The following is a 14,431-nucleotide window of genomic DNA, read 5'->3' on the forward strand; positions in this document are numbered from 1 at the left end:
GAATTATCCATTCCATGGATGTACTTCATCCAAACAATCGGTTGGACAGATGTGCGTACCGGCCCCTACAGTGCCCTCACAACCACAGTTCCCCACAACAACGGAGACAACAGTCGTGGAACGATCCTTCCACCGCGAGATCGAGGCACTCCAGCTCGGCGACGGCCAGGTGTTTCATGGCGAGGGCATCCTCGCCGTGACCAAGGCGCTGCTGCAGTCGGGCGTGACCTACGTCGGCGGCTACCAGGGCTCGCCCATCACCCACTTGCTGGACGTGATGGTGCAGGCCCGCGATTACCTGGACGAACTCGGCGTGCACGTCGAGGCCTGCACCAACGAAAGTTCGGCGGCGGCCATGCTGGCTGCGTCCATCATGTACCCCGTGCGCGGCGCGGTCACCTGGAAGTCGGTGGTCGGCACCAACGTCGCGTCCGACGCGCTGTCCAACCTGGCTTCGCCCGGGGTCATGGGCGGTGCGCTCATCGTGGTGGGTGAAGACTACGGCGAAGGCGCCAGCGTGATCCAGGAGCGCACGCACGCCTTCGCGATGAAGTCGGCCCTGTGGCTGATGGACCCGCGGCCCGACCTGCCGACCATCGTGCGCATGGTGGAGAAGTCGTTCGAGCTGTCCGAGGCGTCGAACACCCCGGTGATGCTGGAGTTGCGCATCCGCGCCTGCCACGTGCGCGGGAGCTTCCCCACCCGCGACAACGTGGCGCCGGCCATCTCCACGCGCCAGCTGCAGGCGCAACCCGCGGCCTTCAGCTACGACCGGCTGTCGCACCCGCCGGCCACCTTCCGGCACGAAAAGCTCAAGTACGACGTGCGCATGCCCGCGGCGCGGCGCTTCATCGTCGAAGCCGGCCTCAACGAAGAACTGCCCGGCCGCCACGCGGACGTGGGCATCATCGTCCAGGGCGGCCTGACCAACACCCTGCTGCGGGCGCTGCAACTGGCCGGCCTCACCGACGAGGCGGGCGACCCCGCGGTGCCGGTGCTGGTGCTCAACGTGGTCTACCCGCTGGTGCCCGAACAGGTGGCGACCTTCTGCGAAGGCAAGCGCGCGGTGCTGGTGGTTGAAGAGGGCCAGCCCGATTTCATCGAGCAGGAAATCAGCACGCACCTGCGCCGCGCCGGTGTGCATGCCACGCAACTGCACGGCAAGGACTGGTTGCCCATGGGCGGCGAGTACACGGCCGAGGTGCTGCTGGGCGCGCTCGAACGCCTGGCCGGCGCCTACCTGCCGCCGGCCAGCGCCAGCGCTGCTGCCGGTCACCTGGCCCGCCTGGGTGAACTGCGTGGCGAGGCCGCCGCCCTGCTGGCCGAACCCGTGCCCGCGCGGCCACCGAACTTCTGCACCGGCTGCCCCGAACGCCCGGTGTTCGCCGCGCTCAAGCTGGTCGAGCGCGACACCGGCAAGCTGCACATCGCCACCGACATCGGCTGCCACTCCTTCGCCACCTTCGAACCCTTCTCGTTCGGCAACTCCATCCTTGGCTACGGCATGAGCATGGCGTCGAGCGCGGCGGTCAAGAACTTCACCGCCCAGCGGCCCGTGGCCATCATGGGCGACGGCGGCTTCTGGCACAACGGCCTGCTCTCGGGCGTGAGTTCGGCGCTGCTGAACCAGGGCGACGGCGTGCTGGTGATCATGAAGAACGGCTACACCTCGGCCACCGGCACGCAGGACACCATCTCCACGCCGGCCCAGCAGGCCAAACAGCTGGCCGAAGGCGGCAGCGCCACCGCCAGCGAAACCACCATCGAGGACACGCTCAAGGGCATGGGCGTGAAGTGGATCCGCACCGTGCACAACTACCGCGTCTCGCGCGTGCGCGACACGCTGCGCGAGGCCATCCGCTCGCCCTTCCCCGGCCTCAAGGTGGTGGTGGCCGAAGGCGAATGCCAGCTCGAACGCCAGCGGCGCCTGCGGCCGATCCGCGCGCGCCGCCTCAAGGAAGGCCTGCGCACGCTGCGCACCCGCTACGGCATCGACGAAGACACCTGCACGGGCGACCACTCCTGCATCCGCCTCTCGGGCTGCCCGACGCTGACCGTGAAGCCCTCGTCGGACCCGCTGCGCCGCGAGCCCGTGGCCCACGTCACCAACGGCTGCGTCGGCTGCGGCCTGTGCGGCGAGGTGGCCGACGCGGCGGTGCTCTGCCCGTCGTTCCACAAGATCGAGATCGTCACCCACCCCAGCTTCTGGGACCGCCTGACCGACCGCATCAACCGGCGGATCATCGGCTGGCTGCAACCCGCATGAGGAACCGCTTTCCATGACCGCTTCCGTGCAAGAACCCTGCTGCATCCTGGTGGCCGCCCTGGGCGGCGAAGGCGGGGGCGTGCTGGCCGACTGGATCGTCGAATGCGCCGTGCGCAGCGGCCTGCCGGTGCAGGCCACTTCGGTGCCCGGCGTGGCCCAGCGCACCGGCGCCACCAGCTACTACATCGAGCTGCTGCGCGCCCCGGTGCCGGCCGGCGCGCCGGCGCCGGTGTTCGCCCTGTCGCCGGTGCCCGGCCAGGTCGACGTGCTGGTGGCCAGCGAACTGCTGGAGGCCGCGCGCATGGTCGAACGCGGTTTCGTGAACGCGCGCACCACGCTCGTGGCCTCGACCCACCGCGTCTACACCACGCTGGAAAAAATGCACATGGCCGACGGCCGGCAGGACACCGACCGCCTTTCGCTCGCTGCGCGCACGCTGGCCGGCCGCGCCTGCCTGATGGACATGGACGCCCTCACCCGGCAGCACGGCACCGTGGTGTCGGCCGTGATGTTCGGCGCCATGGCCGGCACCGGCGTGCTGCCCTGGCCGCGCGACCTGTGCGAGGCCGTGATCCGCGATTCGGGCCGTGGCGTCGAAGCCAGCCTGGCCGGTTTCGGGGCGGCCTTCGACGCGGTGGCGACGCCGGCCGAAGAGCGGCCGCCCGTGGCCGCCGTGTCGGCCGGCACGCTGCCCGACTGGCCCGAGGCGCTGCGCGACGCCTGGGCACCGCGTGCCGCCGCCTGGCCGCCGGCCGTGCAGGCGCTGGCCGTGCACGGCGCGCGGCGCTGCCAGGACTACCAGCACACGGCGCACGCCCAGGCTTTTCTGGCCCAGGTCGAACGCCTGGTGGCCGCCGCACCGGCCGCGGCCGGTGCGGCGCTCGAAGAGGCGGTGCGCCAGCTCGCGCTGTGGATGTGCTACGAAGACGTGGTGCGCGTGGCCGACCTCAAGAGCCGCGCTTCGCGCTTCGAGCGGGTGCGCCGCGAGGCCGAGGCCCGGCCCGGCGAGATCGTGCGCATCACCGAACACTTCAAACCCGGCCCGGAAGAAATCGCCTCGGTGCTGCCGCAGCGCCTGGGGCAGGCGCTGATGCGCACCGCCGAACGCCGGGGCTGGCTGGGCAGCGCGCACGTGGGGCTGCACATCCGCACCACCAGCGTCTGGGGTTTTCTGATGCTGCGCACGCTGGCCGGCCTGCGCGCCTGGCGCCCGCGTTCGCTGCGCTTCGCCGAAGAGCAGGCCGCCTGGCAGGCCTGGCTCGATGCCCTGTGCCAGCTGATGCCGCGCGCGCCGCGCCTGGCGGCCGAAGTGGCCGGCCTGCCGCAGGTGCTCAAGGGTTATGGCGACACGCAGCGGCGCGGCCGCGAGAACCACCAGCGCCTCTGGCAGACGCATGTGGCGCCCGCGCTGCAGGCCACCGCCCTGGACGACGCTGCGCTGGCCCAGGCGCTGTCGCAGGCGCTCAAGGCCACGCTGGCCGATCCCGAAGGGCGGCTCAACGCCGCGCACCGTCCGCGTGCCGAGCAGCCCGTGTTCTGGATGCCGAAGGCGTCCGCTGCCCGCCCGGGGCCGCCCTGATCCGGCGGGTCCGATCCCTGTTTTCCCGGTTCCCCATCACAACCATTTTTCCACCCACAGGAGACACACCATGAACCGATTCCAACGCCCGGCCTGGCGCACCGCCGCTGCCCTGGCCCTGTCGCTGTGCGCGCTCGGCGCGCAGGCGCAGGACAAGAGCGTCGAACTCAAGTTCGCGCACTGGCTGCCTGCCAGCCATCCGCTGGCCAAGCTCGGCTTCGAGCCCTGGGCCAAGTCGGTGGAAGAGGCCTCCAAGGGCTCGATCAAGGTCATGCTGTTCCCGGCCCAGCAACTGGGCAAGGCGGCCGACCACTACGACATGGCGCGCGACGGCATCGCCCAGATGACCTGGGTCAACCCCGGTTACCAGGCCGGCCGCTTCCCGCTGATCGCGGCCGGTGAACTGCCCTTCCTGCTGGGCAAGCCCGGTCCCAGTTCGGCCGCGCTGGACCAGTGGTACCGCAGCTACGCCGGCAACGAAATGAAGGACGTGAAGCTCTGCTTCGCGCACGTGCACGTCGGCACCTTCCACTCCAAGACCCCGATCTCCGAGCCCGGCCAGCTCAAGGGCATGAAGATCCGTTCGGCCAACGGCACCGTGGCCCAGACCATGAGCCTGCTGGGCGCCACCAACGTGCAGGTCTCGGCGCCCGAGTCGCGCGACGCGATCCAGAAGGGCCTGGCCGACGCCATCACCTTCCCGTGGAATTCCATCATCTCCTTCGGCATCGACAAGGCGGTGAAGTACCACACCGACATGCGCTTCTACGCCTCGGCCTTCGTGTGGGTCATGAACAAGCCCTGGTACGACGGTCTGGCCGCCGGCCAGAAGAAGGTGATCGACGACCACTGCAACAACACCTGGGCGAGCAAGGTCGGTGCCTCCTGGGGGGATGAAGAGGACAGCGGCCGCACGACGCTGGAAGCGCGCGCCGGCCACACGCTGGTCAAGGTCACGCCCGAGCAGCTGGGCGCCTGGAAGAAGGCGGTCGAGCCGGTCTACACCAAGTGGGTGGAAGCCGCGAACGCCACCGGCGTCAACGGCACGGCGGCACTCGACAGCCTGCGCAAGGAACTGGCGGCCCGCGGCGCCCAGTAAGCCCACCCAGGCTTTCCAGGCATGTTGATCAAACGCCTGATGGCGGCCACCGAGACGGTGGCCGCCCTGTTCCTGCTGTTCATTGCCCTGCTCACGGCGGGCAATGTGCTGGTGCGCTATGCCTTCAACTGGCAGATCCCCGACTGGTTCGACGGCACGCAGATGCTGCTGGGCATCGCGCTGTTCTGGGGCATCGCCCTGACCACCTACCAGGGCACCCACATCGCGGTGGACGTGCTCTGGGAAATGGCCGGCCCGCGCGGCCGGCGCGGCATCGACCTGCTGGCCGCCACGATCACGCTGGCTTTCCTGGTGCCCCTGGCCTGGATGGTCTGGGTCAAGGTTGGCGGCACCGGCAGCCAGGGCACCATGGACCTGCGCCTGCCGCTGCAGGGGTTTTACAGCGCGGCGGCCGCCGGTGCCACGGTGGCGGCGGTGCTGGCACTGCTGCGGCTGGTGCGCCTGATCCGCGGCGATACCGACAACGATGAGGGGCGCCCTGGCGGCGCCGGAGAGACTCCCGATGGACCGTGACCTGGTCGCCCTGCTGGGGTTTGTGGGCATGTTTGGCCTGATGGCGCTGCGTGTGCCCATCGGTGTGGCCATGGGCATCGTCGGCGTGGCGGGTTTCGCCGCGCTCTCGGGCCTGGGCCCGGGCCTGAACCTGCTGGCCAACGTGCCGCTGTCGGTGCTCACCGACTACAACCTGATCGTCATCCCCATGTTCGTGCTGATGGGCTCGTTCGCGTCGCATTCGGGCATGAGCGCCGAGCTGTTCGCGGCCGGCCGGGCCTGGCTGCACCACCGCCGCGGCGGCCTGGCGCTGGCTTCGGTGGCGGCCTGTGGCGGCTTCTCGGCCATCAACGGTTCGTCGGTGGCCACGGCCGCGACCATGACCCAGGTGGCCCTGCCCGAGATGCGCCGCGCCGGCTACGACGCAGGCCTGTCGACCGGGCTCATCGCCGCTGGCGGCACGCTGGGCATCATGATCCCGCCCTCGGTGATCCTGGTGCTCTACGGCATCATGACCGAGACCGACATCACCCAGCTCTTCGCGGCGGGCGTGGTGCCCGGCCTGATGGCGATCGCCTTCTACTCGGTGGTGGTGGCGCTCATCGCGCGGCTGCGGCCCGAGGCCATGCCCCGGGGCGAGCGCCACAGCTGGCCGGAGCGCCTGGCTTCGCTGCGGCCGCTGTGGGCGGTGATCGTGCTGTTCCTGTTCGTGCTCGGCGGCATCTACGGCGGCCTGTTCACGGTGCAGGAAGCCGCCGGGGTCGGTGCCACCGGCACGCTGCTGATCGGCATGCTGCGCGGGCGGCTGCGCTGGCCGCAGATCAAGGCATCGCTCATCAGCGCGCTGCGCGTGTCCTCGGCCATCATGACCATCGTCATGGGCGCCTACCTGTTCGGCTACTTCCTGACCATCACCCAGTTCACGCAGAACGCGGTGGATTTCCTGGTCAACCTGCCGGTCGGTCCCTACGGCGTGCTGGCGCTGGTGATGGTGGGCTACTTCGTGCTCGGCGCCGTCATGGACGAGCTGGCCATGCTGCTGCTGACCGTGCCCATCGTGCTGCCGGCCATGGTGCACCTGGGGTTCGACCCGGTGTGGTTCGGCGTGATCGTGGTCATGGCCGTGACCTTCGGCATGATCTGCCCGCCCGTGGGCATGAACGTGTTCGTCATCAACTCGATCGCGCGCGACGTGCCGCTGTGGACCATCTACCGCGGCACCATGCCCTTCATCGCCGCCGACGTGGTGCGCCTGTTCCTGCTCTGCGCCTTTCCCTCGCTGTCGCTGTGGCTGCCCTCGCTGATCGCCTGAGGCGGCGGGCAGCGGGCCTCAGGGCGGCAGGCGCCGCGCCAGGGCCTGCAGCAGCACGAAGGCCAGCAGCCCCAGCGCGGCGGTGAGCCACAGCGCCTGGCTGCCCCAGCGGGCCATGGCCAGGCCGAACAGCATCGGGGCCACGGCCTGCGACAGCCGGGCCGGCGCCATCAGCCAGCCCTGGCGCGCGCCATAGCCGGCGGCCCCGAACACCGCCAGCGGCAAGGTGCCCTTGGCGATGGTCAGGATGCCGTTGCCCATGCCGTGCAGGCCCGCGAACAGCCAGCCACCCCAGGGCCCGGCCAGCATGAGCAGCCCCACGCCGATCGGGTGCGCCACCGCCGCCAGCCGCGCCGAAAGCAGCGGGTGCGCGCGGCGCAGCAGACCGAATTCCAGCAACCGCCCCGCCACCTGCGCCGGCCCCACCAGCATGGCCACGCCCAGGGCTGCGGCGCTGCCCAGACCCAGCCCGGCGAGCAGGCCCGGCAGGTGGGCCGCCATGGCCGTGCTGGTGAACCAGGTGATGGCGAACACCACCGACAGCACCACCGCCCACCCGGTGCGGGCGGCCGGTGCCGCAGCCGTGGCGGGGGCGGCGTGGCCGGCCGGCAGCGGGGCCGGTGCGGGCGCGGTTTCCACCGGCTGGCGCGGCAGGCGGCCGTGCAGCGGCAGGCCCACCAGCAGGTGCAGGGCGGCCCAGACGCCGCAGGCGCCTCGCCAGCCCAGGGTCTCGGTCCACCACGCGGTCAGGGGCCAGCCCACGGTGCTGGCAAAGCCGGCGATCAGCGTGATACCGGTGATGGCGTTGCGCGCGCTCACCGGGTACAGGCGCACCAGGGCGGCGAAGGCCGCGTCGTACAGGCCGCTGCCCATGCCGACACCGATCAGTGCCCACGCGGCCGCCATCTGCCAGCCGTTCTGCGCCAGCCCGAGGGCGGCCAGCCCGGCGGCGAACAGGCCGCTGGTGATCCGCAGCACCACCCGGCCTCCGTGGAGGTCGATGGCCCGCCCGGCCGCCGGACCGACCAGGGCCGACACCACCAGCGCCAGCGTGAAGGCGGTGAAGACCTGGTGCACCGGCAGCCCCAGTTCCGCCGCCATCGGGGCCGCCAGCAGGGCCGGCAGGTAGTACGACGAGGCCCAGGCCAGGGTCTGCGTGCTGCCCAGCAGGGCCACCACCCGGGCCTGGGCGGAAACGGGGCGGGCGGGCAGCATGGGGCCTGGGCGGCCGGTCAGCGGGCCGTGCCCGCAGCGGCCCAGTTGGCCAGCACGCGCGCGAAGACGGCGCGGCTGTCGTGGATGACCTTGGTGCGCCAGTCGGGCGACGAGGGGTAGAACATCTCGCGGTAGTCGCGTCGGATGGCGGCCTCGTCGGCCGGGCTGGCGTAGCCGTGGAACACGCCCTGGTTTTCGAGCAGGGTCACATGCAGCGACTTGATGGCGCCCAGCGTGGTCTGGCTGTCCATGGTGCCGTACTCGAACACCGCCGGCAGGTGCAGGCCGCCCTGGCGCAGGCGGCCCAGCCAGCTCGCGAAGTCGCCGGTCACGGTGTAGAAGTCGCTGCCCGAACCCCAGTCGATGGGCAGGCCGCTGAACGCGGTCTCCAGGCCCTGGCGCACGCGCGGGTCCTGCGGCGGGTCGAAGAACAGGTGCAGCGTGCCCCGCGCGCCGTAGCCGGTGTGCAGGTCGATCGCCATCGACAGCGGGTAGGCGTTGAGCAGCGGCGCGATCACCGGGCCGAGCGCGCGGTACTGCGGCTCCAGCGCCTGGCCGCCGAAGTAAATGCCCTCGGGCTTCTGGTACTGGCCTTGCAACACCGCCTGGCGCAGCGGGCGCATGCCGTGCTGCGCCAGCATGGCCACCGCGCGCAGCAGGAAGAAGCGGTTGGCGGGGGCGCCCACTGCGGCCGGTTCGGTCGGGTTGATCAGCGGGTCCACCACCGGGTAACCGGCGTTGACGCTGCGGTAGAGCGCGTCGTCGGTGCTGGCGTTGCGGTTGAGGTCGACGTTGTTTTCGGTGAAGCGCCGGTAGCGCGCGAAGCCATAGGGGTTGAGCGCGTGCAGCAGCAGCACGCCGGTGTCGGCCAGCGGGCCACCCAGGGCCGTGGGGGTGAGGAATTCGTCCATGAACAGGCGCTGCACCGCGCTGCCGGTGGGGCCTTCCACGCCGTGCACGCCCGAGGTGACCAGCAGCAGCCGCTGCTTCGAGCCGCTTTGCGCCGGGATGTAGAGCCCGTCGACGAACAGGCCGGGCACGCCGCTGGCGCTGGGCACCGGGATCGCGAAGCGCTCCACGCCGGCGTAGCGCGCCGCCAGCGCGTCGCCGCGCGCGAGGAAGTCGGCGCGCGCGGCGGCGTAGTCGTCGAGGTACCAGGCCAGCGCCGCGGGGTCGGCGGGCTGGGGCGTGTCGCGGGGGGCGTAGGTGGCCAGGCGCCAGGCGCTCCAGCCGGCGGCGCCGAGCGCCAGCACGGCCAGGCCGGCCACGGCGCGCCACAGCAGTTTCAGGGTCATGGTCGGGTCTCCTCGGTGCGCGGATGCGCGGTGTGCTCCGCTGCGCATCATCGCCGAATCCCGCGTCCGGCCTGTGACGCCTGAACCGCCGATGAACCGGTGGTTCAGGCCCGGTACAAGGGCGCTTTTCCAGAATGGCTCCCGTCGATGCCATGGGGCTGCGGGCCCGCATCGGCACCCCGCCATTCCCTCGCATCCCTTTGAGAAAGGAACACGCCATGTCCCGAAACCTTGCCACCTCCCTTGGCGCCGCCGTCCTGGCCGCGGCCGCGCTGCTCGCCGCCGGCACCGCCGCCGCCCAGTACACCGGTCCCGGCGCGCGGGCCACGCTGACCTCGGTGCAGGCCGTGCTCGACAAACCGGTCGACGATCAGCCGGTGCGGCTGCAGGGCCGGCTGGTGCGCCAGCTGTCCAGCGACAAATTCCTGTTCTCCGACGGCCAGGCCGACATCCGCGTCGAGATCAAGCCGCGCCTGCTGGCCGCGCAGCCGGTGAGCGAGACCACCCGCGTGGAAATCGCCGGTGAGGTCGACCGGCACCGCCGCCAGGGCGCCGAAATCGAGGTCGACGCGCTGCGCGTGCTCAACTGAGCGGCGCGGCTTCGGGGCGGACCGCCTGGCGCATCAGTGCGATGAAGCGCTGCGCCCCCAGCCCCAGCGGCCGGTCGTTGTGCCAGACCACGTCCACCCACAGCCGCAGTTGCCCGGTGATGTTGCCGAAGCGCACTTCCACCAGCTGCCCGGCGCGCACCAGCGGCTCCACCAGCCGCCGCGGCAGGTAGGCCCAGCCCAGGCCGGCCTGCACCAGGCTCAGGGTGCTGAGGTGGCTGTCGGTGCGCCAGATCTGGCGCGCCACGCGCAGGCGCGGGTCGCTGCCGCGGCCGTCGCGCCCGGCCACCACGATCTGGCGCACACCCACCAGGTCTTCCAGCCGCAGCGCGTCGGCGTGCGACACCACCACCGGGTGGTCGGGCGACATCACCGCCACCAGGATCTCCTGCCCCACTTCCTGGAACGATTCGCGGTCGTCGGTGCCGGGGCGCTCGAACACCAGCGCCAGTTGCGCTTCGCCGGCATAGAGCAGGCGCAGCGCGTCGGCCTGGGGCGCCGACAGCACCTCCACGTCAAGCGACGGAAATTCCTGCGCCAGCACCGCCAGCGGCTGGCTCCAGGGCGCCGACAGCAGCTCGGGCGCGATCGCCAGCGTCAGGCGCCGCTCCAGCCCCTGGTGCAGTTGCGCCGCGTGCGCCTGCAACTGCCACAGCTGCCGCGCGAGCTGGCGCGCCTGGGGCTCCAGCGCCCGGGCCACGTCGGTCGGTCGGGGTTCGCGCGTGCTGCGGTCGAACAGGGTCAGGTCGAGCTCGGCTTCCAGCTGCGCGATGGTCATGCTCACCGCCGAGGGCACGCGCCCGAGCTGGCGCGCGGCCGCTGAAAACGAGCCGTGGTCGAGCACGGCCAGAAACACGCGCACGTTGTCGCTGGTGAATGCCATGGCGGCAACATATCAGAAAAACTGAAACTATCTGACTTTTACGTTCAGTCAGGCCGGCCTAATATCCGCCCCCATGCAAGGTCTTCAACGAAAAATCGTCTATATCACCCTCTACGAACTGATCGCCATCGCCTCGTCCAGCGTCGGGCTGGCGCTGCTGTCGGGCCAGGGTGCGGGCCACGCCAGTGTGGCGGCGGTGGCGGCTTCGGCCATTGCCGTGGTGTGGAACTTCGTCTTCAACACCCTGTTCGAGCGCTGGGAAGCCCGGCAGGCCACGCGCGGGCGGGGGTTCTGGCGCCGGGTGGCGCACGCGGTGGGTTTTGAAGGTGGGCTGGTGCTCACGCTGGTGCCGCTGTTTGCCTGGTGGTTCGGCATCACGCTGTGGCAGGCCTTTTTGCTGGAAGCCTGGCTGATCGTCTTTTTCCTGATTTACACCTTCGTCTTCAACCTGGCGTTCGACAAGGTGTTTGGCCTGCCGCTGTCGGCGCAGCCGGCGCCGCAGGCAGGCTGACCCGGGCCGCCGCCGCACTTTCCGCGGTTTTCAGCTGCCGCCCCAGGTGCGCGCCAGCGCCTGCGCCGCGGCCTGCAGGCGGGGCAGGCGGTCGATGGCCTGCGCCAGCGTCATGCGCGCGGCCGGCGCCTGCAGCGCCACCGCGCAGCGCGGCATGCCGCCGGGCTGGCTGGCGGGCACCGGCACCGCCACGCACACCAGGCCTTCCACGAACTCCTCGGCGTCGACCGCGTAGCCGTCCTTGCGGATGCGGCGGAACTCCGCGTCCAGCGCTTCCTGGCTGGTCAGCGTGGTGGCGGTGTGGCGCGCCAGCGGCAGCCCGTCGAGCAGGGCCTTGCGCTGGGCGGCCGGCAGGTGCGCCAGCAGCAGCTTGCCGCTGGCCGAGCAGTGGATGGGCACGCGCGTGCCGGGCCGCAGGTTGAACTGCAGCGGAAACGCCGATTCGATGCGGTCCAGGTACACCACCTCGGCGCCCGAGAGCGCGGTCAGGTTGCAGCTTTCGCCCACGTCGGCCACCAGCTGGCGCAGCACCGCGTGCCGCACGCCCTGCTGCGTGCTGCCGGCCAGCGCCGCTTCCGACAGGCGCAGCAGGCGCGGCGCCACCGCGTAGCGGCGGCCATCGGGCTCGCGCGCCAGCAGTTCGCCGGCTTCGAGCTGGGCCAGCAGGCGGTGCACCGTGGGCTTGGGCCAGCCGCTGGCGGCCACCGCCTCGGCCAGGGTCAGCGGGCGGCCTTCGCGCACCAGCACGTCCAGCAGGTCGAACAGGCGCAGGCCGGGGGAAGCGGGGGTGGTTGCACTCATGAATCTCTGAATCCGAGACGAAATCGCAAAAATTTCCGGAACATTCTGCCGCCCTTCTACAGTGCAGGACAAGCGCTTTTGTTCCAGACCCCCGCATGTCCACCCCCGCCCTGCCGTTTCGCCAAGCCGTCATCACCGGTGCCTGTGGAGGCCTGGGGCAGGCGCTCGCGCAGGAACTGCTGGCCGCCGGGGCGCAGGTGGCGCTGGTGGGCCTGAACCGCGCGGCGCTCGACGCGCTGGCCGCGCAGGCTCCCGGCCGCGCCGCCGTCTACACGCCCGACGTGGCCGACAGCGCCGCCATGCAGGCCATGGCCGCCGACTGGATGGCGCGCGCCGGCCTGCCCGACCTGGTGGTGGCCAACGCCGGCGTGGCCGGGGGCTTCGACACCGCCGAGGCTGGCGATCTGGCCGTCATGCGCCGCATGCTGGAGATCAACCTGCTCGGCCCGGCCACCACCTTCCAGCCTTTTGTGCGGGCCTTGCGCGCCCAGCCCGGCGCGCGCTGCGCGCTGGTGGGCGTGGCCAGCATCGCCGGCTGGCGCGGCATGCCGGGCAACGGCGCCTACTGCGCCAGCAAGGGCGGCCTGATCCGCTACCTGGAAAGTCTGCGCGCCGAATACCGCGGCACGCCGCTGAGCGTGCACACCGTCAGCCCGGGCTACCTGCGCACGCCGCTGACCGCCGGCAACCGGTTCGCGATGCCCGGCCTGATGGAGGCCGACCAGGCGGCGCGCGCGCTGCTGCAGGGCGTGGCGCGCGGGCGCGAACACATCGTGCTGCCGCGCCGCATCGGCTGGCTTTCGCGCCTGCTGTCGGCCCTGCCCGCGCGCTGGCACGACCAGCTGCTGCGCGGCCAGCCGCGCAAGCCCCGGCCGGGTGAGGCGGGCAGCACGCCCATTCCCGGGCTGGTGCGCCCGCCGGACCGCTGAAGCGCCGGGTCCCTTTCCCGCAACCTGCCCCTACACAACAACGATGCGAGACAACGATCCCCAGGCGGCCACCACCGCCAGCCCCACCTTCGCGGCGGGCGTGCCCACCGAACAGATGATCGCCCTCATCGGCGCCGGCCCGTCGGGTCTGGCCGGTGCGCGCTGTCTGCAAAAGCTCGGCATCCCGTTTCAGGGCTTCGAGGCCTGGAGCGACGTGGGTGGCCTGTGGAACATCGCCAACCCGCGTTCCACGGTGTACGAATCGGCCCACCTGATCTCCAGCAAGCGCACCACGGAGTTCAGCGAATTCCCCATGCCCGAAGGCACGGCCGACTACCCCAGCCACCGCGAGCTGTGCCGCTACTTCAGCGACTTCGCCGACCACTTCGACCTGCGCCGGCACTACCGCTTCAGCACCCGCGTGCTGCGCGTCGAACCTGTCGACGACACGCCGGCAACCCCCTGGCGCGTGACGGTGCAGCACGCCGACGGCAGCGAACACAGCGCGGTCTACCAAGGGGTGGTCATCGCCAACGGCACGCTGGCCGAACCCAACATGCCGCGCTTTGACGGGCAGTTTGCCGGCGAGCTGCTGCACACCTCGGCCTACAAGCGCGCCGAACAGTTCAAGGGCAAGCGCGTGCTGATCGTCGGCGCCGGCAATTCGGGCTGCGACATCGCGGTCGACGCGGTGCACTACGCCGCCAGCGTCGACATCTCGGTGCGCCGCGGCTACTACTTCGTGCCCAAGTACATCTTCGGCAAACCGGCCGACACGCTGGGCGGCAAGAAGCCGCTGCCGGCCTGGCTCAAGCAGCGCATCGACAGCAAGGTGCTGCAGTGGTTCACCGGCGACCCGGTGCGCCTGGGCTTCCCCAAGCCCGACTACAGGATGTACGAATCGCACCCGGTGGTGAATTCGCTCATCCTCTACCACCTGGGCCATGGCGATGTGCGCGTGCGGCCCGACATCGCGCGCTTCGACGGCCACACCGTGCACTTCAAGGACGGCAGCCAGGGCGAGTACGACATGGTCATGGCCGCCACCGGCTACCTGCTGCACTACCCCTTCATCGACCGCGCCCACCTCAACTGGCAGGGCATGGCGCCGCGGCTGCACCTGAACATCTTTTCGCCCAAATACCAGCGCCTGGCCGTGCTCGGCATGATCGAAGCCAGCGGCATCGGCTGGCAGGGCCGGTACGAACAGGCCGAGCTGGTGGCGCGCTACTTCCACGCGCTGGACGCGGGCACACCCGCCGCGGCGCGTTTCGGCGCCGCCATCCAGGGCCCGCCGCCCGACCTGAGCGGTGGCTACAAGTACCTCAAGCTCGAACGCATGGCGTACTACGTGCACAAGGACAGCTACCGCCATGCCGTGCGCCAGGCCGCGGCGGCGTTGGCCTGAGGCCCACCGGAG

General features: G+C 71.0%; 13 protein-coding genes. 9 read left to right on the plus strand and 4 right to left on the minus strand.

Going from position 1 to position 14,431, the window contains the following annotated elements; genetic code table 11:
• Positions 1 to 115: 115 nt before the first annotated feature.
• The 5 genes from L0977_RS19750 to L0977_RS19770 all read left to right on the plus strand — a co-directional run bounded on the left by L0977_RS19750 (position 116) and on the right by L0977_RS19770 (position 6,769).
• Positions 116 to 2,266, plus strand: coding sequence for a thiamine pyrophosphate-dependent enzyme (locus tag L0977_RS19750; RefSeq protein WP_234266579.1), 2,151 nt, complete (start codon positions 116 to 118; stop codon positions 2,264 to 2,266).
• 13 nt (positions 2,267 to 2,279) lie between these two features.
• Positions 2,280 to 3,845 (plus strand): indolepyruvate oxidoreductase subunit beta family protein, encoded by a 1,566-nt coding sequence (locus tag L0977_RS19755; protein WP_234266580.1) that lies wholly within the window; start codon positions 2,280 to 2,282, stop codon positions 3,843 to 3,845.
• 70 nt (positions 3,846 to 3,915) lie between these two features.
• Complete coding sequence (locus tag L0977_RS19760) at positions 3,916 to 4,944, plus strand: TRAP transporter substrate-binding protein (protein ID WP_234266581.1); 1,029 nt, start codon at positions 3,916 to 3,918, stop codon at positions 4,942 to 4,944.
• A 21-nt stretch (positions 4,945 to 4,965) separates the two neighbouring features.
• Entirely contained in the window at positions 4,966 to 5,478 is a 513-nt protein-coding gene (locus L0977_RS19765) for a TRAP transporter small permease (RefSeq protein ID WP_234266582.1), read from the plus strand.
• A complete protein-coding gene (locus tag L0977_RS19770; RefSeq protein WP_234266583.1) occupies positions 5,468 to 6,769 on the plus strand; it encodes a TRAP transporter large permease in 1,302 nt (433 codons plus the stop codon). Before L0977_RS19765 ends, L0977_RS19770 begins: the two co-directional genes overlap by 11 nt.
• An 18-nt stretch (positions 6,770 to 6,787) precedes the next feature.
• Here L0977_RS19770 and L0977_RS19775 read toward each other — a convergent pair whose 3' ends face one another.
• Both L0977_RS19775 and L0977_RS19780 read right to left on the minus strand, forming a co-directional pair.
• Entirely contained in the window at positions 6,788 to 7,981 is a 1,194-nt protein-coding gene (locus L0977_RS19775) for an MFS transporter (RefSeq protein ID WP_442786655.1), read from the minus strand.
• Between the two features lie 20 nt (positions 7,982 to 8,001).
• Positions 8,002 to 9,279: a M14 family metallopeptidase gene (locus tag L0977_RS19780; protein ID WP_234266585.1), complete on the minus strand. Its 1,278-nt coding sequence runs from the start codon at positions 9,277 to 9,279 to the stop codon at positions 8,002 to 8,004.
• 218 nt (positions 9,280 to 9,497) lie between these two features.
• Between L0977_RS19780 and L0977_RS19785 the strand changes: the two genes are divergently transcribed.
• The gene (locus L0977_RS19785; RefSeq protein ID WP_234266586.1) at positions 9,498 to 9,869 is read left to right on the plus strand and encodes a YgiW/YdeI family stress tolerance OB fold protein; all 372 of its coding nucleotides are present in this window, start codon (positions 9,498 to 9,500) and stop codon (positions 9,867 to 9,869) included.
• Here the strand turns inward: L0977_RS19785 and L0977_RS19790 are convergent.
• Positions 9,862 to 10,770 carry a LysR family transcriptional regulator gene (locus L0977_RS19790; protein WP_234266587.1) on the minus strand — a complete coding sequence of 303 codons (909 nt, stop codon included), beginning with the start codon at positions 10,768 to 10,770 and terminating at the stop codon, positions 9,862 to 9,864. The genes L0977_RS19785 and L0977_RS19790 overlap by 8 nt on opposite strands.
• A 73-nt stretch (positions 10,771 to 10,843) precedes the next feature.
• On the opposite strand from L0977_RS19790, the gene L0977_RS19795 reads away from it, so the two are divergent.
• Positions 10,844 to 11,281, plus strand: a complete 438-nt coding sequence (locus L0977_RS19795; RefSeq protein ID WP_234266588.1) for a PACE efflux transporter — start codon at positions 10,844 to 10,846, stop codon at positions 11,279 to 11,281.
• Positions 11,282 to 11,311: 30 nt separating this feature from the next.
• On the opposite strand, the gene L0977_RS19800 is transcribed toward L0977_RS19795, so the two are convergent.
• A complete protein-coding gene (locus L0977_RS19800; RefSeq protein ID WP_234266589.1) occupies positions 11,312 to 12,082 on the minus strand; it encodes an IclR family transcriptional regulator in 771 nt (256 codons plus the stop codon).
• Positions 12,083 to 12,177: 95 nt separating this feature from the next.
• On the opposite strand from L0977_RS19800, the gene L0977_RS19805 reads away from it, so the two are divergent.
• Both L0977_RS19805 and L0977_RS19810 read left to right on the plus strand, forming a co-directional pair.
• Entirely contained in the window at positions 12,178 to 13,011 is an 834-nt protein-coding gene (locus tag L0977_RS19805) for an SDR family oxidoreductase (protein WP_234266590.1), read from the plus strand.
• Positions 13,012 to 13,054: 43 nt separating this feature from the next.
• On the plus strand, positions 13,055 to 14,419 hold the full coding sequence (locus tag L0977_RS19810) for a flavin-containing monooxygenase (RefSeq protein WP_234266591.1): 1,365 nt from the start codon (positions 13,055 to 13,057) through the stop codon (positions 14,417 to 14,419).
• The last annotated feature ends 12 nt before the right edge of the window (positions 14,420 to 14,431 follow it).

Origin of the sequence: Hydrogenophaga sp. NFH-34 (assembly GCF_021401345.1) — a bacterium.
GTDB classification, from domain to species: domain Bacteria; phylum Pseudomonadota; class Gammaproteobacteria; order Burkholderiales; family Burkholderiaceae_C; genus Hydrogenophaga; species Hydrogenophaga electricum.